This window comes from Lichenihabitans sp. Uapishka_5, from assembly GCF_033947565.1.
Lineage (GTDB): Bacteria > Pseudomonadota > Alphaproteobacteria > Rhizobiales > Beijerinckiaceae > Lichenihabitans.
Genome location: NZ_JARPVX010000081.1, coordinates 1 through 18,188, shown reverse-complemented (window position 1 = coordinate 18,188; position 18,188 = coordinate 1). Strand labels below are relative to the sequence as shown.

Genomic DNA, 18,188 nt, shown 5'->3' with positions numbered 1-18,188 from the left:
TGCTGCTCGGCCATTCCAAGCTTAACACGACCGCGCTCTACGCCCGCGTGGCCACCCGCACCATCCGGGCGGTCACCAGCCCGCTCGAACGCCTCAAGCTGCTGATGGAGGGCACCGACACCGGGGCCTGATCCGGTGTCGCGTCCCGCGCTGGAGATCGCGGACGTCTTCCGCCGGCACGGTGCGGCCTGGCGCGCCGCCCAGGCCGGCCACGTCAGCCTCGGCCAGCTCAAGGTGATGTCGGCCATCGAGACCTGTCGCACCCCGGCGCTCGGCGGCCACGTCGAGGCCTGCGAGGGCTGCCGCCACACCAGCGTCGCCTACAACTCCTGCCGCAACCGGCACTGCCCCAAGTGCCAGGGCGCGACCGCGCGCGACTGGCTGGCGGCGCGGGCGGCCGACCTGCTGCCTGTCGGCTACTTCCACGTGGTGTTCACGGTGCCGGCCGAGATCGCCGACATCGCCTTCACCAACAAGGCCGCGGTCTACGACCTGCTGTTCCGGGCGGCGTCGGAAACTATGCTGACGATCGCCGCCGACCCGCGCCACCTCGGCGCCCGCATCGGCATCACGGCCGTGCTTCACACCTGGGGCTCGGCCCTGACCCACCACCCGCACGTCCACATGATCGTGCCGGGCGGCGGCATCTCGCTCGACGGCACGCGCTGGGTGTCGTCGCGGCCTGCCTTCCTGTTGCCCGTCCACGTGCTCGGCAAGCTGTTCCGCCGACTGTTCCTCACCGGCCTGCTCGCGCTCCATGCCGCGGGTCGGCTCCGCTTCTTCGGCGACAGGGCCGGGCTGAACGATCCGCATGCGTTCGAACGCGCACTAGCGCCATCAAGGACGAAGAAGTGGATCGTGTATGCCAAGCCGCCCTTCGGTGGCCCCGAGGCCGTGCTGGCTTACCTGTCCCGCTACACGCACCGCGTCGCCATCTCCAACCGGCGCCTGATCTCGCTCGACGAGGCCGGCGTCACCTTCCGATACAAGGATTACCGCCGCGACGGCGACGCCCGCCACCGCTCCATGGCGCTGTCCATCGACGAGTTCATCCGACGCTTCCTCGTGCACGTCCTGCCCAAGGGCTTCCACCGCATCCGTCACTACGGCCTGCTCGCCACGGGCAATCGCAAGGCCAATATCGCCCGCGCCCGGGAGCTGCTCGCCGCCCCTGCGTCCTCTGTGACGAAGGAGCCTCCCTCACCCAAGCATCGACACGCGGCGTGCCCCTGTTGCGGCGGTCGTATGCTCGTGATCGAGAGCTTCGGAGGCGTGGCCCGCGCCCGGGCTCCACCCCCGCATCGATGGAGATCCGGGTGAGGACGTCGTGACCCGGCACGGCCAGAGCAAGCACAGGGCCGAAGCGACGTCGCTTCGGCCATCGGACAGGCTCGCACCCAGGCAGGCTGGCGTCGACTGCAGCGAGCCCAGGATGGCGTCATCGCCCCGACAACGTCGACGGCGAGCCTCGATCAGACCTCCAGAGAGACCGCCGACCGGTTTGCCGCACCAGAACAGTGTCAGCCTGGGCTGGCCGCGGCGCCTTCGCGATCTCGCCGCCTCCTCAAAATCCCCATAGTGCAGGGCGACCCCCGCGCGTTCGTCCATGGGCGGCTTACCGACGCCGGCCATAAGCCAAGACGCGCGGCCGGAGCCGACCGGCGTCCGTAACCCTTCACCATCTCGGCCATTCCGGTCCGATGACACCTTCGGCGCAAGTCAGCCATTAAGATGCCCAGCGAAGATCGCTCAGCATCACAGCACTCGAAAGCGCTCCCAAACGTCGGCGAGCTTGCCGCCGGTCAGCAGTAGGTCGCGAGCCTTGTTCTCCGTCGCCGCCTTGGCGATGGCCAGTTCCACGGCGCGCGGGGCATGTCGGCGCGGCACGACCACGATGCCGTCCTCGTCAGCGATGATGAGGTCGCCAGCCGCGACGGGGACGCCGCCCAGCCGCACGGTCCCGTCGACCTCCACGATGGACCCGCCCAAGGCTGTCGGTGGGGCGGTGCCCCCGGCCGTAGACTGGATAGCCGAGCTCCACGATCTTGCGGCGGTCGCGGATCATACCGTCGACCACGACGCCACGGGCGCCGCGCCCCTTTGCGGCGGTCGAGAACAGTTCGCTCCACGCGGCCACCGGTCGGCCGGAACAGTCGACTACCGCGACATCGCCGGGGGCGGAGGCCGTCGATGAAGTCGATCTCGCCGCCGTAGTGGCGTTCCGGCGGGGCCTCAACCGGCACGCTGAGCGCGTGCGCGCCTAGCCGATGAGCGTGCCGCCGCCCCCGAGCGGCAGCATACCCGGTGACACTGTCTGCTCGCGCAGACCAATGGCGTCGCAGATATCCGAGAACACGGCGCTGTAGGTAACAGCCGCCAGAGCGTCAAGGGCAAGGTGCGGCGCGAAGGAAGGCTGAGGGCGGTCGTTATCGTGATCCACCTTGGATCCTGTTCATAGCCGTCATTAGAAGCCTTGTTGTCGGCTTATCCCTCGGCCCAGTCATCACCGCCATTAGCCGAGACTGACGACGTTCTCCAGTTTTTCCTGCCGGCCTGAGCGGGGGCGCGGGTCAATCGCACGGTTCTCGGCCGCGGCGGCGATCTCCTCCAGCGTCGCGCCTTCTGCCGCGTGGCCGCCCCGGTCCCATCCCGCGTAGCGGTCACGGAGATTGGTCGCGAGCTGGCCGCCCTCATAGAGCTTGGCAGCCTGCAAAAACGCCTTGGCGCAAACATCGATGCCGCCCACATGGGCATGCAGCAGGTCGTCGGGCTCGATCGACTGGCGGCGGAGCTTGGCGTCGAAGTTCAGCCCGCCCGTGGTCAGGCCGCCGGCCTTGATGACTTCATAAAGCGCCAGGGTGAGCTGCGGCACATCGTTAGGGAACTGGTCCGTGTCCCAGCCGAGCAGCGGGTCGCCCCGGTTGATGTCGAGCGAGCCCAGGATGCCGAAGGCGTTGGCCACCGCGATCTCGTGCTCAAAGGTGTGGCCGGCCAGAATGGCGTGGTTTTCCTCGAGGTTGAGCTTGACGTCGTTTTCGAGCCCGTAGTGCTTGAGGAAGCCGTAAACCGTCGCGGCGTCGAAATCATATTGGTGCTTGGTGGGCTCCTTGGGCTTTGGCTCGATCAGGATCGGGCCTGAAAAGCCGATCTTGTGCTTGTAATCGACCACCAGGCTCAAGAAGCGACCCATCTGATCGAGCTCGCGCTTGAGGTCGGTGTTGAGCAGCGTCTCGTAGCCCTCACGGCCACCCCACATGACGTAGTTGGCGCCGCCGAGCGCGTGGGTGACGTCGAGCGCGGTCTTCACGGTGGCGGCCGACCAGGCGAACACCTCCGGATCGGGGTTGGTGGCGGCCCCCGCCATGAAGCGCGGGTGGCTGAACAGGTTGGCGGTGCCCCACAGCAGCTTGACGCCCGAGGCCTGCTGCTTCTCGGCCAGGTAGTCGCCGATGACCCTCGTGTTCTTCAGCGTTTCGGCGAGGCTGTCGCCTTCCGGCGCGATGTCGCGATCGTGAAAGGAATAGAACGGTACGTCGAGGGCGCGGAACAGGTCGAAGGCCGCATCCGCCTTGGCGCGGGCCGCCGCCATGGGGTCCGTGCCGCCCATCCATGGGCGGATGATGGTCGGCGCTCCGAACGGGTCGGCCCCGTTCATCACGAAGCTGTGCCAATAACAGACCGTCAGCCGCAGATGCTCCTTCAGCCGCTTGCCGAGCACGATCAGCTCGGGATCGTAGAACCGGTAGGCGAGCGGGTTCAAGGTCGCCTCGCCTTCGAAACGGACGGTGGGCAGGTCGGAGAACGGCGTCGTCATGGCAGGTTGTCCTTGAGAAAGATCTCGATGCGGATGGGGTCGGGTTTGAAGGCGGCCTGCCCGTCGGCCAGGGCCTTCAAGGTTTGCACGGCGCGGCGGACCTCCGTGCCTGCGTCCTGGTTGATGGCCGCGTCGAAGGTGCCCCCGAGCAACGCCTCGCGCATGAAGGGCGTCAGCTCGTGGCCGACCGCCACGACGTTTCGCGCCCGCCCTGCCGCTTCGAGCGCCGCCACGATCCCGCGGTTGCCGGCTCCCATGCTGTAAACCCCGACAAGGTCGGGCACATCGCGTAGCGCGGCCGCGACCAGCGGCTTCGTGACGGCGCGGTCGTCGAGCCCTTCCGCAACCGGAAGCAGGGTGAGGTGGGGAAAGTCGCGCGCCATCGCCTGGGCGAAGCCGAGCCGGCGCTCCGCGTGGTCGCGCAAGGTCATGCGCCCCGCGACCGTCAGCACGTGGCCCTGACGCGGCCCGACGAACCGCCCGAGCAGAGACGCGGCGACGCGACCCGCCGCGGCGTTGTCGGGACCGACGAAGCAGGCGCGAAGGGAGGCTGGCGCATCGGAAACGATCGTCACCACGGCAACGCCCCGCGCGATCAGGCGGGCCACCGCGTCATGCACCTCCGGGGCATCCACCGCCACCAGGGCGACACCCATCAGGCCTGCTTCGGCGCAGGCATCGAGGCGACGCGTCAGGGCGAGCGGATCGAAGGCGGCGTAATCCAGCAAGGTGACGGCAATGCGCTGGTCGAGGCCGCGCAGCGCCGCGGCTTCGATCTCGCGACGCACGGCCTGCATGAAGCTATTCTCGGTCAGCGCCGGCACAAGAAAGCCGAAGCGGTAGCGACGGCGGCGCGCGAGGCTGGCAGCCGCCGCGTCCCGCTTGAAGCCAAGCCGCTGCACTGCCTCCTGCACCGCCTTGCTGGTCGCGGCCCGTACGCCTGGGCGTCCGTTGAGGACGCGATCCACGGTGGCGAGGCTCACCCCGGCCTCCGCGGCCACATCGCCTGCCGTTGCGGGACGCTCATGTTCAACGCTTTTCATTACAACAGAGGTACGGTCATCATCGACATCGACGCAAGCGTTTTCAGAACTACACGACGGGTATGAGATCGACTGATCAAACAGCACTAATTCGTTGATCGGGCCTATTGCGGTACGTACCTCATCACGCTAGCCTCAGCCGTACGACGTGGCCGTGTCAACGCGAGCTGCGCGATGCTGGGAGTGCAACGCATGATTACGAGACGAGGCTTCGGCGCCATGGCGCTCGCCGGCACGATGGCGACGGCGATAGGCGCCAACACGGCCCGCGCAGCGGACAAGGGTTTGATCGGCATCTCGATGCCGGAGAAGACGACGCAGCGGTGGATCGACGACGGCAACAATATGGTGAAGCTGCTCGCGTCGAAGGGCTACGGGACGGCCCTGCAATATGCGGATGACGACATCCCGAACCAGGTCGCCCAGATCGAGAACATGATCAGCAGCGGCGCCAAGGTATTGATCATCGCGGCGCTCGACGGCACGACGTTGAGCGACGTTCTCGCCAAGGCGCACGAGCGCGGCGTCAAGGTGATTTCCTACGACCGCTTGATCCGCAACTCGCCCAACGTCGACTATTACGCCACCTTCGACAATTTCAAGGTCGGCGTCCTGCAGGGTACCAGCATCGCGGATTCGCTCGGCCTGAAGGACGGCAAGGGGCCGTTCAACATCGAGCTGTTCGGGGGCTCACCCGACGACAACAACGCTTATTTCTTCTACAACGGCGCTTTGTCGGTACTGCAGCCGTACCTCGATTCCAAGAAGCTCGTGGTCGGAAGCGGCCAAGTCGGCATGAAGGTGGTGGCGACGCCGAAGTGGGATGCGGCCACCGCGCAATCCCGCATGGATAACCTGCTCAGCGCCTATTACACCGGCAAGAAGGTCGATGCGGTGCTGGCACCGAACGACAACATCGCCATTGGCGTCATCTCGTCGCTGAAGGGTGTCGGCTATGGCACAGGTAGCATGAAGCTGCCGGTGGTGACGGGCCAGGACTGCCAGGTGCAGGCCGTCAAGGCGATCGAGGCAGGCGAACAAACGTCCTCGATCTTCAAGGACACCCGCCAGCTCGCCAAGGTGGTGGCCACGATGGTGGATGCGTTGCTGACGGGTTCGACCCCGGAGGTCAATGACACCAAGACCTACGACAACGGCGTCAAAGTGGTCCCCACCTACCTGCTGAATCCGGTCCTGGTCACCAAGGCGAACTGGAGGCAGGACCTCGTCGACAGCGGCTATTACACGTCGAAGCAGCTCGGCTTGTAGGACACCGCCCCGTGTCTCCCGCCTGGCCGACCGCTTGGTCGCTCGGGCGGGATCAAGCCCAATCCGGGTGCCGCGGCAATCGCGGAATGTCACGCGTTTACGCCGGTTTGACCAAAGCTTCGCCCGCGGTGCCATCACCCGATGTCGGCTGCACTTCAAAGCGCTGCGTCGAAGTCGATGAAACGCTCGGCATCGATGAGCCCGTGTTCGCTGAGCCGGATCAGCGCCTCTTGCACCAGACCGCGACTGGTACGCGAGACGCAGTGCCAGCTCGTTCTCGGACAGTTTCGCACCCGGCAGGAGCCCTGACGCTTGCGGTGACGTTCCGTCACCTTATGCGGGTGCAATGGCCAAAAGGGCTTCGTTCAGGATTCCGATGGCGGCGTCGAACTCCGTATCCGCGATCGTGAGGGGTGGGCAAAGCGTGACGACGGTGCCGGCTCCGACCTTGAAGCTGAGGCCGCGGGCGAGGCAGGCGTAGAGTAGCCGATCGGCCATCGCCTCGGCCTCGGCGCGGGTCCGCCCAGCTATCTCGAGGCCGAAGAAGGCCCCGACGGACCGGACCGCGCCGATTGTGGGGTGCCGCTGCCGCAAGGCCTCGAGGGCTTCGAGGCCTCGTGCCCCGAGGTTCCTGGAGCGCGCCACGAGGTCGTCGTCCCGGATCACGTCCAACACCGCCATTCCGGCCGCGCAGCCGACGGGGCTTTTCTCGTGCGTGTAATGGCCTAGCGCCGCCTCGGGCGCGCAGTCGAGACGCGGGTCGGCGAGGATAGCCGCCATGGGCATGATGCCGCCGCCGAGCCCCTTGCCGATCACCAGGATATCGGGCGTGGCGCCCACGCCTTCGCAGGCCCAGAGCGTGCCGGTCCGGGCGAGGCCGCTCGGAATCTCGTCGAAGATCAACAGCGCGCCATGGCGGGTGCAGCTGTCTCGAACCCGCGGCCAGAAGTCCGGCGGTGCCGGCTCGACCGTGGTCCAGCGCACCGGCTCGGCGATCAGCGCCGCGACGTCGCCCTGCACCTCGAGCAGGTAATTGACGTAATCGGCATAACGCTCATAGGGCCGGTCGGGGCCGAAGAACCGTTCGGCGAGGTGCAGGGGCGGCAGATGCTCGGCGCCCGGCAGCATCGGGCCGAGGCCGCGACGGAACAGGGCCTCGCCGCCGACCGCGATCGTGTCGAGGTTGGCGCCGTGAAAGCTGTCCCACATCGACAAGGTCTTGTGTCGCCCCGTGGCATAGCGGGCCAGCTTCAGCGCCATGCCGACCGCGGCGGCGCCGCTCGGCGCGAACAACACCTTTGTCAGGTTGCCCGGCGCAACCTCACCCAAACGGCGGGCGAGATCGATCGCCGGACGGTTGGTATAACGGCGCGGGCTGAACGGCAGCCGGTCGATCTGGGCCTTGATGGCCGCGACGACGCGGGGGTGGCCGTGTCCGAGCTGGTGGACGCTGTTGCCATGAAAATCGAGGATGCGCCGGCCTTCGACATCGACGAGCCAGGCCCCTTCGGCGTGCTCGATCACGTCGAGGCAGGGCGTCGACAGCGACTGCCGGATAAAGGCCCGCTCGTCGGCATCGAGCAGCGCCCGCGTATCGTCTGAAAGCGTCGCCCGCCAGGCGGCCCGCAGCGGCGACGCGTTGGTGTCGCCCTCGCTGGCCCCGATCGTGTCGCTCACGGCCGCTCTCCGCGTGCGAGCCGCCCTTCGATGGCGGTGACGACGGGGAAGAGGTCGGCGACGCCGTCGATCACGTAATGGGCGCCGGCGGCCGTCAGCCTGGCGATGGCGGCGGCGCGGCGGCGAGCGAAGTCGTCGGGCGGCAGGGCGGCGGTGTCGGATGCCGACAAACCGAACACGTTTCCCGTCACCGCGACGCCGACCGTCCAGCAGCCGGCGTTCAATCCTTCGGCGATGCCGACTTCCGTGTCGTCGACCTTGACGGCGTTCCAGGCCGGCCAGACCCCGAGGTCGAGCAGCGTGCGATAGATCATCAGCGGCGTCGGGCGCCCGGCCGCGGTGTCGCCCGTGCAGACCAGGCTGTCGGGCGCAAAACCCTGCTGGGCCGCCTGCGGCAGGATCTCGGCCATGATCTCCCGCGTGTAGCCGGTGGTCGAGCCGATCCTCACACCCTCGACCCGGAGCGCGGCGACGGTTGCGGCCGCCCCGGGAATGATCTGGGACAATTGGGCCGCGACCGCGATGTTCTTCGGCACGAAGACCGCGTAGACGGTATCGATGTCGGACTCACCCGGCGGATGGCCATGTCGCTCCGCCCAGGCCTGAGCGACGCGGGGTAGCGCCATCAGGGCCGCGATGTGGGGGCGCTTGGCCATGCCCATCGGGCCGCGCGCTTCGTCGATGCTGAGCTCCACGCCGAAGCCCGCGAAGGTCTCGACGAAGGCGCCCATCGGGGCGAGCGAGCCGTGGTCCACCACGGTGCCGGCCCAGTCGAATATTACGGCCTTGACGTGCTTCATCGGGGTCGGTCTCCGCCAAACAGATCGGCCACCACCTCTTCGGCAATGGCAAAGGAAGTGCTGGCGCCGGTGCCGCTGGTGATCACCACGACCCGGATCGCGTCGGACGGCCGGTCGACCAGCATCAGGCGGTTGGGCGCCGACGCATAGGTGCCGATCCAGCGCTCGACGACGGTGGGGGGCGGCCCGGCGAAGACCTGCCCGTATTCGTCGAGGATCAGGTCGTCGACTGCACGCGACGCAAAGGGGTCGGGCGTCGCCGCGTAATGGTGCGAGTCCCCGACCACGAGGCTGCCGTCGGCCGAGCGCACCGCGATCAGGTGGACGCCGTTATCGAGGTGCGGGCCCTGTTCGGCTTCGAGCTCGCGCCTGAGCGCCGCCGCGGCGGGCCGCTCGGCATAGCCGAGGTAGCGCACGAGGCCGAGGTCAGACATCACCGCGGGCAGGCGCGCATCGTGGCGCTCAGGCCGCAGCCGCAGCATGTGGAGCTTGCAGCGCGTCAGCCCGTAGGTCGCGAGCCGGTCGGCGTGCAGGGTGTGAAAATCGTCGCCGGGGCAGACCACGACCGCGTTCGCCCACATAGGTCCACGGCTGGTGTCGAGGCGCGGCGGCCCGGCCGCATGGACCACGGTTTCGCGCAAAAACGTCACCCCATGCCGCTCGGCCAGAAAGGCAGCGAGGCGCGGGATGGCATCACGCGATTCGACCCGCAATTCGTGCGGCGAATGGAGCGCGCCCGCGAAGGCCTCCGTCCGGAGCCCGTCGTAGCGCGCCGACACCTCGGCTGGCTCGAGCATCCGGCAGTCGCGGCCCATGGTGGTGCCGCAGAACTCTTCCAGCACCGCCCGGGCGGTCGGGCGGCGCGCCACGGTGAGCAACCCCTGCTGCAGCACCGCGATGCCCGCCTGGGGTGCGATCTCGGCCCAGATGTCACGGCTGCGCATGGCGCGACGCCAACATTCGCCTTCCTGCTGGCCCGTGACCGTGATGAAGCCGAAGTTGCGCACGGACGCGCCGTTGTTTTGCGCGTCCCGGTCGATCACCACGACCCGCTTACCATGTCGGGCTGCCGCCAGCGCATGGGCGAGGCCGCAGATGCCGGCCCCCACGACGGCGAGGTCGTAGCCGACGCAGTTCATCGCGCATGCTCCGTCATCGTCCCGCCACGGCAGACGAAACGCGTCAGGGCACGGTCCTCATGTCCGAGACGCCAGGTCATCATGCGGTGGAGTCCTTCGAGCAGCAGCGCGCGGGCGCCCGGGTCGGCGGCGCAGTTTCGGGTCTCGTCCGGGTCGTCGTGCAGGTCGAACAGGACGGGCGGCTGGCCGGCGAAATGCACGTATTTCAGCCGATCGGTGCGCAGGACCTGGAGGTTGCATCGCTCCGACGGCAGGCCGAACAGGGTTTCGAAGTGTCGCCCGCGCGGGTCGCGGAAATCGAAGGCCCAATGGGCTTCGTCACGCCAGCCGGGCGGGGTTTCGCCTCGGCAGAACGGCAGCAGGCTTTCCCCGTCGGCATTGTCGAGCCGATCGAGCCCCGCGAGAGCCAGCACCGTCGGCATCACATCGATGCTTTCGGTGAACTGCGCAACGGTGCGGTTCCGTCCGAGGTCGGCTTCGGGGCGCGGGTCGCGCAGGATTAGCGGCACGTGGGCCGACTGGTCGAAGTAGCCGGTCTTGCCCAGCAGCCCATGATCGAACAGCTGCTCGCCGTGATCGCCCGTGAAGACCAGCACGGTCGAGTCCCACCGGCCTGCCGCCTTCAGGGCTGCGACGATCCGGCCGATATTGTGGTCGACCTCGGCCGCGAGGCCGGCATAGGTGGCCCGCACGGTGCGGATCGTCCGTGCGTCGGCGTGCGCCGCCAGCCCCGCGAGACCGGGCGCGAAGCCGGCCATGTTGGTTCGCGCCAGCAAGGCCGCCAGAAGCGGGTGCTGGCCTGCCTCGACCGCGCCGCCCCCGATCGGCATCGTGACGGCGTCGGGATCGATCAGCCCGGCCCAGGGTGCCGCCGCTGCGAAGGGCGGGTGAGGCGCGATAAAGGACAGGTGCGCGCAAAAAGGCTCTGCCCCCGCGACTGACAACCAGGACAAGAAGCGATCGGTCAGGAAGGCCGTCTCCGACTCTTCGGCCGCGAATGCTGTCGGCTCGCCGAACGGTCGACGGGCATAGATCCCGTCTCGCCCGGCATCCGGATCCGCAATGGCGTGACCGCGCGCCGCAAGGTGGGCCAGCCATGGCGTGGCGCGCTCGGTCAGCAAGGTGTCGACCGCGAGGCCGGGACACACGTTCTCGTAGTCCCCGAGGTCGGGATCGCCCGGGGCGCGGCCGCGTGGGTCGAGCGCCGTGTCGGTGTAGCCGAACAGCGTCGGACGGTAGCCGGCGCGCCGCAATGCTGTGAAAAGCGTCGGGTGGCGGGCGTCGAGTGGCGTGCCGTTCGAGATGACCCGGTGGTTGTGGGCATAAAGGCCGGTCACAAGCCCGGCACGGGCAGGCGCGCAGGGGTAGGCCTGCCCATAATGGCGGGCGAAGCGCGTGCCTTCGCGCGCCAGGGCGTCGAGGTTCGGCGTCACCGCGAAAGGGTGGCCGGCGCAGCCGAGGTGGTCGCCCCGCCACTGGTCCGCGGTGATGAGCAGGATGCTTGGGCGTGTCATGGCGTATCCCAGCGGCCGTCCTCTGCACCCTCATTCCGGGGCGGCGCAGCCGAACCCGGAACCGGGGAGCCCCCTGCCTGCGACGGGACGCCCCGGTTCGGGGTCTCCGCTTCGCTGCGTCCGGAATGAGGGTGACGCGTGTTGTGGGCAGTGACCAGCGGCACGCTGCCGATCCCCAGCGCCAAGTCAGGACCCATCATGGCGTGGCCCGGGTCGCGGCCGGAAACACATGAACGTCGCGCGGGTCGATGCCGACATGAACGGTGTCACCGGTCGCCAGGCCCTCTACGTCGCGGCTCGGCCAGTCGGCCTTGAGATCGAGCGCGCCCTCCTCGTCCTCGACCTTCAGATAGAAGCGCGTCGTGCGCCCCTCGAAGATGCGGGCCTCGACCCGGGCTCGGCGGCCGGCGCCCGCGTCCATGCGGTGTACGTCTTCGGGCCGTAGGAACACGAGCGCGCGGGCGGTGTCGACCGCAGGCGCCGGCACGCTGGTGCCGCACAAGCGCACGCGGCCGTCCAGCACCGGCAGGTCGAGGGCGTTGCGCTGGCCGATGAAGCCGGCACTGAAGCCGCTCGTCGGCTTGTCGTAGAGCACATTCGGGGCCGCCACCTGCTCGATGCGTCCCGCCCGCATCACCACGACGCGATCCGCCACCGCGAGCGCCTCGGACTGGTCATGGGTCACGAGCAGCGCCGTGGTGCGGATCGCCTGCTGGATGCGGCGGATCTCGTCGCGTAGGTGCAGCCGCACCACGGCATCGAGCGCCGACAGCGGTTCGTCGAGCAGCAGCACGGCGGGGTCGGGCGCCAGCGCGCGGGCCAGCGCGGTGCGCTGCTGCTGGCCGCCCGAAAGCTGGTTCGGGTGATGATCCGCATGGGCCGCAAGGCCGATCAAAGCCAGGAGCTCGTCGACGCGGCGCCCGATCGCACGCGCATCCTGCCCGCGCACCTTGAGCGGAAAGGCGATGTTCTGCCGAACCGTCATGTTGGGGAACAGAGAATACCCCTGAAATACCATGCCGATGGGCCGCCGGCGCGTCGGCAGGTGGGTGACGTCGCGGTCGTCGAACAGGATCCGCCCGTCGTTCGGCGGGGTAAGGCCCGCGATGGCACGCAGCAGGGTGGTCTTGCCGCATCCCGACGAGCCCAGCAGCGCGATCATCTCGCCCGACTTCACGTCGAGGCTGACGCCGTCGAGCGCGAGCTTGTCGCCGAACCGCTTCGACACGTTCTGGATCGCGATGGTGCTCACGGGTGGGGATCCTGGCGGGTCATGCTTTCGCGCGCCGTTTGTCGACGACGCTGCGGTTGAGGAAAACCACACCGGCCGACAACAGGAGCGTGATCGCGAAGCTCACGGCGGTCATCACGGCCAGGACGTTGAAATCCGCGTCCGTGCTCTTGAGGAGGTTCAGGGTGTAGAGCGGAACCGTCTCGAAGCGATCCCCAGCGAGGATCTGCACCAGCGCGATCTCGTTGAAGCTGACTCCAAATGCCAGGATGGCGCCGCTCGCGAGGCCTGGGCCGACATTGGGGACGATCACCCGGAAGATCGTGGCGCCAAGGCCCGCCCCACAGGTGCGGGCCGCCTCGGTCAGGCCCACGACGCCTGCGGCCGCCATGGAAGCGTCGATCGACCAATAGACGAACGAAAACGCCACCGCCATATGGGCCGGCAGCAGGAGCCAGGGCGTGCCCTGGAGGGCCGGCACGATCTGGCCGCTGACCTGCAGCAGCCCGAAGGCGATCACGGCGATCGGCACCGCGAACGGGATGGCGGCGAGGAGCTCGAGGATCGGCCGGATGCGCGGGTTGCGGACGCGCTGCCAATAGCAGGCCGGCGCCACCAGCAGGATGTCGAGCACCGCCGTGGCGACTGCCAGCCCCAGGCTACGGCCCAGAACGGTGCGGAACCGCGCGTCGGCAAACCCATCCGCCCAATGGGCGAGCGTGTAGCCGTCCGGCAGGATGTTGGCGGTCCAGCGCGTGGCGACGCTGTAAAGCAGCACCGCCAGCATCGGGACAAGGATGTACAGCACGGCCGCCGCGAGCAGCAGGGCAGCGAACAGCCCGCCGCGGGGCATCGCGGCGCGCCAGCGCCCGAGCCGGCGCGAGGGGGCAAGCGGGGCCTCGACGGCCGCAAAGGCCTGGCTCGTCAGGTCAGCCATCGGTTACCGCTTCGCGTGATGCCCCGGTAGGCCAGCAGGCTGAGAATGGCCAGCGCCATCAGCGACACCGCGAAGACCGGCATGCGGCGTTCGCCGAAGAGCGAGCCGAACAGAGAGCGATACATCTCCACCGTCACAAGCCGGAAAGCGGCCGGGCGGTCGCCTTCGAGCGCCACCGGCACGCCATACATGCCGGCCGACCAGGTGAAGATCAGCAGCCAGTCTGCCAGCAGGAACGGGCGGAGGATCGGCCAGCCGATGTGCCGCCAGAACTGCAGGCGGGTCGCGGCCGCCGTCTGCGCGGCTTCCCACCATTCGTCGCGCAGCAGGCTCATCGCCGGCAGGGACAACAGCACGAACAGCGGCACGTTCGAATATTCATAGGCCATGACGAGGCCCCAGAAGGAAGCCTGCGGCGGCGGACTCGCCTCGAGCCCGACGCGCCGCATGAGAAGCGTCACCATGCCGAAGGCGCCGAGCGTCGCCACATAGGCGAAGCCGAGGCCGATGCCTGAAAAGTTTGTCGCGACGTTGAGGATGCCGATGTGCATTGCGCGATTGAGGCGCGTGAGCCGCGACACGACCCAGGACAAGGGCGCGCCGACCACGAGCGCGATCGTGGCGACGGTGGCGGCGAGCCCGAGGGTGTTCAGCACCGCGCGTTGTGCCGACAGCGCGCGGTAGGTCTTGGTCCAGTTGTCGAGCGTGAACGTGCCGTCGTCGGTCGTGACGCTGGCCACGATCATGGCCAGCATGGGCGTGACCAGCATCACGCCCGCCACCGCGATCAGCGGCAGCGCCAGCGACCAGTCGGCCAGCAAGCCGACCAGCCGTGCTCTAAGGGAGGAGCGTGGCACAAGCCCCTCCGGCAGCTCAGCCGGATACCTCGTCGCGATAAGTTGCGACCACCTTCTGCAGGTCGACCTTAGACCAGTCGGGGATTGAATGGACCTTGGCATAGGCGGCGTCGGGCAGCCAGTTGGCCTTGGCGTCGTCGGGCAGCTTGAGGTCGCCCAGCACCCAGCGGATCGGCCGGGCGCCGAATTTGGCAAAGGCGGCCTGGCCTTCGTCGCTGAGCACGAAGTCGAGCATCAGCTTGGCGACGTTCATCTTGGCGGTGTTGAAGGTGTTCAGCATCAGCGCCGAGGGGGCGTAGATGGATCCGTCAGCCGGGATCACCACGGCGGCGTTGACGCCCTTGGCCTTCAAGGCTTTGACGGCCGCGATGCAGTTGAAATCGTATTTGATCTGGATCGGCACCTCGCCCTTTTCGAGCGTCTGGGTGTTGGCCGGGGCCGAAGCGTATTGGCCCACCATGGTCTTGGCGAAGTCGATCGCGGGCTTGAGGTCGTTCTCGCTGCCACCGAATGCATAGGCCCAGGCGATAAAGGTCGACACCGTGGTGCCGGCGCCGCCCGCCGCGTCGATGGTCTCGATCTTGCCCTTGTATTCGGGCTTGGCGAGGTCGGCCCAGCTCTTCGGCACGGTCTTGATGACGTCGGTGTTGACCACCATGGCGGGTACGCCCGTGAAGGTCGCGACCCAGCCGCCCTTGTCGCCCTTGAGGCCGGCGGGGAGCTTCGCGGCGTTCGGCGGCATGTAGGGCGGCACCACGGCCTTCTGGTCCGCCACCTTGCCGTAAAGGATGCCGATGTCGGCGCAGATCGCCACCGCGTTGTTCTTCTCGGCCTCGAACTTGGTGATCTCCTCGAGCGAGTTCATGTCGGTGTCGGTATGGGTCGCCGCAAAACCGTAGCGCTGGCCGAGCTTCGCGATCACCTCGCCGTAATTGGCCCAGCTGTCCGGCATGCCGTAGGACTGGAACTGGGCGCCCTCGGCCTTGGCGGCCTCGAGGTCGGGCGGCAACGACCAGGCGGCTCCGTCGGCCGCAAGCGCGGTGCGCAGCGCTAGCGGCGACACGCCGAGCACGGTCGCCAGGCTGATCGCCCCCGTGCCGGCCAGGAGGTCGCGTCGCGACAGATGAACGGGGGTCGAGGCGGGAAAGGTGCTCATGGCCGGATCCTGCTGCTGTGCGGTTCTACACTCGCCGTTTGCACTGTTTTTGCGACGGCTCCATGAACCCTTGGCCTGTCTGCTCCGTGGAGCCCGGTCTGGCCTTCAACTCGTATGACGAGCTGACCCATCCCACCGCTACCGGCCGAATGGCTCCAGCCCCCCCAATCAGCGATGGCCTATGTCAGCTTAAGTCGAGTTCATATAGAAACCGGCCCGACGGCTCCCGGCCAGGACGAGCCATAGAGCGGCCGGGCAGTAGTGCGCCCATGTTGGCTGTTCAAGCTCCCAACGCTGCTTCTCCGAAGCAGACATATGCGGGATGAAGATACGGGCGATGTCATTCCAGGAGAACCAGGCTTCATCTTGCACCGGTGGAGCGGCGTGTTGAAGCCGCCAGGGTCTCGCAGGTCGAGCGTGCCGCGGCGAAGGAACGAACTTCGACGCAGGAAACTGGCCCTCGCGCGATCACGGTGTGGTTCGACGTCCCGTTTCGGCGGCCGTCTCGATCGCCGCGATGAGGCGGTGGATCGCAACCGCGTCGTCGAAGCTCGGCGCCGTGCGCGTGCCGTCATGTAGATCGCTCGCCATCCTGGAATAGATGCGGGCCACGTTCCCCGGCACGACATCCTCGGGCCAGCCGGAACGGAACGAGGCGGGTACTTCGAGAGGCTGGAACGCCTTGTCGTCGCCCTGGGCGACCCTGAGCGAAAGCTGGACCATCTGCGTGTGGCCCAAGGGCCCCAAGATCCTGATGTCCCCTTGAGTGCCGTTGATCTCCCACATGAACCCCTCGCCGTCCCGTGGCATGCCGCCACGGTAATGCAGCGAGATCGGCGCGCCGCCGGCCAGCACCCCACTGACAAGCACCTGGTCCGGAGCCGACACGGGAAGCCTTTCTCCACTGTCCGCCACCAAGGCCGTCGTGCGCCGCGTGGCCAGGACCGATGACAGCGCCGCGACCTCGCCGAGAGCGTCCCTGACGGCCGCGAGCGTATGTCCAACAGGGATCGTCAACATCGTCGCGCCATTGGCGACATCCATCAGGTAGGCACTGGTCTTTTTGTCCGGAATGACGCCGCCCCACCCGCCGCCCCGGCCGACCAGGGTGGACGACAGTACCTCACCGATGAAGCCGTCCTTGATCAGCTGCTTCAGATACTCGATCTCCGAGGCGACGCGCGCCTGGGTCCCGACTACACCCAGCACGCCCTTAGCTCTTGCCAGCTCTGCCAACTCTTCGGCCTCCGCAAGACCATTGCCCAGCGGCCATTCGCAAAAGACGTGCTTGCCCGCCGCGACCGCCGCCTTCACGATGGTGAGGTGATGCGGCACCTTTACCGTGACGGTAATGATGTCGACCGACGGTGTAGCCAGCAGTTCGGCGACGTCGGCGAAGGCTCTCGGCAGCTTCATCGCGGTTGCGGCCGCTTCGGCGCTCGCCAAGCTGGTGTTGGCAACACCCACGATCTCGAACTGATCGGAGAGCGACCGCAATGCGGGAATGTGAGCCCGCGCAGCCCAGCTTCTGCCAGGCTGTACGCCCACAAGACCAACTCTAAGACGATGTGCTATCACGTTAGCTTTCCTGTCCAAGGCAACGAGGCCTGCCAAGTCGGTGACGTCGTCGCACGACGGTGGATGATAACGTCTCAGGTAGTGCCCGCTGGTTGCTTCAGGAGGGGCACTCGAACGGGCCGACATAGCAACCAGGACAGTCGGTCACGAGGGTGCATGCGCGCGGCCTGCCTGGGCAAAGTCGATCATAGGTTCGCCCGAGGGCACGTGGTCAGACCTTCGGAGCAATCATCGGCTGATGAGCTGTTGGAATTGAGCAGGATAGCGGTCGCCCTGGACGGGGATGCCTGACAGGGCATCCTCGACCTCATGCAAGTCGTCTGCAGTCAGCTCGACCGATATTGCGCTGAGGTTTTCGTCCAGACGATGCACCTTTGTGGTGCCGGGGATCGGCACGATCCAGGGCTTCTGCGCCAGCAACCATGCGAGCGCAATTTGAGCCGGCGTCACTTTCTTGGCCGCGGCGAGCTTCCCGATGACATCGACCAAGCCCTGGTTGGCCCGGCGGTTCTCTTCCGAGAAGCGCGGCACCATGTTCCGGAAATCAGTCTTGTCAAAGCTGGTATTGGCACCGATGGCACCCGTCAAAAATCCCTTGCCGAGCGGACTGAAGGGTACGAAACCGATGCCAAGCTCCTCAATGAGCGGCAAGATCTCTCCCTCTGGTTCGCGCCACCATAGAGAATACTCGCTCTGGAGTGCCGCGACGGGCTGTACCGCGTGGGCGCGGCGTATCGACTGCGCGCCAGCTTCGGACATGCCGAAATGCCCGACCTTCCCTGCCGCGATCAGCTCCTTGACCGTGCCCGCGACGTCTTCAACCGGCACATTGGGGTCGACGCGATGCTGGTAGAGAAGATCGATCCGGTTGGTCCGCAGACGCTTCAAAGATGCATCGGTGACGGCTCGGATGTTCTCCGGCCTACTGTCCAGACCCTTGCTCAAATCGCCCTGCACGAACCCGAACTTCGTGGCAATTACGACCTTGTCACGGACGGGCGCCAGGGCCTCGCCGACCAACTCCTCATTGGCCCCCTTCGCGTAAACCTCTGCCGTATCGAAGAATGTAACGCCTCGATCCACGGCAGTGCGAATCAAGGTAATCGCTGCCTGCTTCTGAGCTACGCGGGAATTTGGGTGACGCGGCAGTCAGGCGGCGCGGTCTGACGTGCG

The 18,188-nt window shown here is 67.3% G+C and carries 14 protein-coding genes and 3 pseudogenes; 2 read left to right on the top strand and 15 right to left on the bottom strand.

Going from position 1 to position 18,188, the window contains the following annotated elements:
• The first annotated feature begins 135 nt into the window (after positions 1–135).
• Positions 136–1,331: pseudogene (locus tag P7D22_RS19015) on the top strand (IS91 family transposase).
• Positions 1,332–1,755: 424 nt separating this feature from the next.
• Here the strand turns inward: P7D22_RS19015 and P7D22_RS19010 are convergent.
• The 5 genes and pseudogenes from P7D22_RS19010 to P7D22_RS18995 all read right to left on the bottom strand — a co-directional run bounded on the left by P7D22_RS19010 (position 1,756) and on the right by P7D22_RS18995 (position 4,857).
• Positions 1,756–2,028, bottom strand: a complete 273-nt coding sequence (locus tag P7D22_RS19010) for a hypothetical protein (protein WP_336624816.1) — start codon at positions 2,026–2,028, stop codon at positions 1,756–1,758.
• Positions 2,018–2,236 (bottom strand): annotated as a pseudogene (locus tag P7D22_RS23560) (hypothetical protein); the annotation flags it as partial. The gene P7D22_RS19010 and the pseudogene P7D22_RS23560, both read right to left, overlap by 11 nt.
• 24 nt (positions 2,237–2,260) lie before the next feature.
• Positions 2,261–2,440 (bottom strand): hypothetical protein, encoded by a 180-nt coding sequence (locus P7D22_RS19005; RefSeq protein ID WP_319935828.1) that lies wholly within the window; start codon positions 2,438–2,440, stop codon positions 2,261–2,263.
• A 72-nt stretch (positions 2,441–2,512) separates the two neighbouring features.
• Complete coding sequence (xylA, locus tag P7D22_RS19000; protein ID WP_319935827.1) at positions 2,513–3,814, bottom strand: xylose isomerase; 1,302 nt, start codon at positions 3,812–3,814, stop codon at positions 2,513–2,515.
• A complete protein-coding gene (locus P7D22_RS18995; protein ID WP_319935826.1) occupies positions 3,811–4,857 on the bottom strand; it encodes a LacI family DNA-binding transcriptional regulator in 1,047 nt (348 codons plus the stop codon). Before P7D22_RS18995 ends, xylA begins: the two co-directional genes overlap by 4 nt.
• Before the next feature lie 219 nt (positions 4,858–5,076).
• Here P7D22_RS18995 and chvE point away from each other — a divergent pair, with 219 nt between their 5' ends.
• Entirely contained in the window at positions 5,077–6,126 is a 1,050-nt protein-coding gene (gene chvE / locus P7D22_RS18990) for a multiple monosaccharide ABC transporter substrate-binding protein (RefSeq protein ID WP_319935830.1), read from the top strand.
• A 333-nt stretch (positions 6,127–6,459) separates the two neighbouring features.
• Here chvE and pbfA read toward each other — a convergent pair whose 3' ends face one another.
• The 10 genes and pseudogenes from pbfA to P7D22_RS18940 form a co-directional block, all read right to left on the bottom strand.
• Positions 6,460–7,803 (bottom strand): (R)-1-hydroxy-2-aminoethylphosphonate ammonia-lyase, encoded by a 1,344-nt coding sequence (gene pbfA / locus P7D22_RS18985; protein WP_319935825.1) that lies wholly within the window; start codon positions 7,801–7,803, stop codon positions 6,460–6,462.
• Positions 7,800–8,603, bottom strand: a complete 804-nt coding sequence (phnX, locus tag P7D22_RS18980) for a phosphonoacetaldehyde hydrolase (RefSeq protein ID WP_319935824.1) — start codon at positions 8,601–8,603, stop codon at positions 7,800–7,802. The genes pbfA and phnX overlap by 4 nt, the downstream gene beginning before the upstream one ends.
• Entirely contained in the window at positions 8,600–9,742 is a 1,143-nt protein-coding gene (locus P7D22_RS18975; protein ID WP_319935823.1) for a TIGR03364 family FAD-dependent oxidoreductase, read from the bottom strand. The genes phnX and P7D22_RS18975 overlap by 4 nt, the downstream gene beginning before the upstream one ends.
• Complete coding sequence (locus P7D22_RS18970; protein WP_319935822.1) at positions 9,739–11,256, bottom strand: sulfatase-like hydrolase/transferase; 1,518 nt, start codon at positions 11,254–11,256, stop codon at positions 9,739–9,741. The genes P7D22_RS18975 and P7D22_RS18970 overlap by 4 nt, the downstream gene beginning before the upstream one ends.
• 196 nt (positions 11,257–11,452) lie before the next feature.
• Positions 11,453–12,508, bottom strand: coding sequence for an ABC transporter ATP-binding protein (locus tag P7D22_RS18965; RefSeq protein ID WP_319935821.1), 1,056 nt, complete (start codon positions 12,506–12,508; stop codon positions 11,453–11,455).
• Positions 12,509–12,527: 19 nt separating this feature from the next.
• Complete coding sequence (locus P7D22_RS18960; RefSeq protein ID WP_319935820.1) at positions 12,528–13,424, bottom strand: ABC transporter permease; 897 nt, start codon at positions 13,422–13,424, stop codon at positions 12,528–12,530.
• On the bottom strand, positions 13,412–14,281 hold the full coding sequence (locus P7D22_RS18955; protein ID WP_319935819.1) for a hypothetical protein: 870 nt from the start codon (positions 14,279–14,281) through the stop codon (positions 13,412–13,414). The genes P7D22_RS18960 and P7D22_RS18955 overlap by 13 nt, the downstream gene beginning before the upstream one ends.
• Positions 14,282–14,297: 16 nt before the next feature.
• Entirely contained in the window at positions 14,298–15,437 is a 1,140-nt protein-coding gene (locus tag P7D22_RS18950) for an extracellular solute-binding protein (protein ID WP_319935818.1), read from the bottom strand.
• A gap of 468 nt (positions 15,438–15,905) precedes the next feature.
• Entirely contained in the window at positions 15,906–17,015 is a 1,110-nt protein-coding gene (locus tag P7D22_RS18945; protein ID WP_319935817.1) for a Gfo/Idh/MocA family protein, read from the bottom strand.
• Positions 17,016–17,243: 228 nt separating this feature from the next.
• Positions 17,244–18,128 (bottom strand): annotated as a pseudogene (locus P7D22_RS18940) (aldo/keto reductase); the annotation flags it as partial.
• Positions 18,129–18,188 lie beyond the last annotated feature (60 nt).

Coding starts and splice junctions, on each gene's coding strand:
- xylA (WP_319935827.1), bottom strand. CDS start 3,814: ATGACGACGCCGTTCTCCGACCTGCCCACCGTCCGTTTCGAAGGCGAG.
- P7D22_RS18995 (WP_319935826.1), bottom strand. CDS start 4,857: ATGAAAAGCGTTGAACATGAGCGTCCCGCAACGGCAGGCGATGTGGCC.
- chvE (WP_319935830.1), top strand. CDS start 5,077: ATGGCGCTCGCCGGCACGATGGCGACGGCGATAGGCGCCAACACGGCC.
- phnX (WP_319935824.1), bottom strand. CDS start 8,603: ATGAAGCACGTCAAGGCCGTAATATTCGACTGGGCCGGCACCGTGGTG.
- P7D22_RS18975 (WP_319935823.1), bottom strand. CDS start 9,742: ATGAACTGCGTCGGCTACGACCTCGCCGTCGTGGGGGCCGGCATCTGC.
- P7D22_RS18970 (WP_319935822.1), bottom strand. CDS start 11,256: ATGACACGCCCAAGCATCCTGCTCATCACCGCGGACCAGTGGCGGGGC.
- P7D22_RS18960 (WP_319935820.1), bottom strand. CDS start 13,424: ATGGCTGACCTGACGAGCCAGGCCTTTGCGGCCGTCGAGGCCCCGCTT.
- P7D22_RS18950 (WP_319935818.1), bottom strand. CDS start 15,437: ATGAGCACCTTTCCCGCCTCGACCCCCGTTCATCTGTCGCGACGCGAC.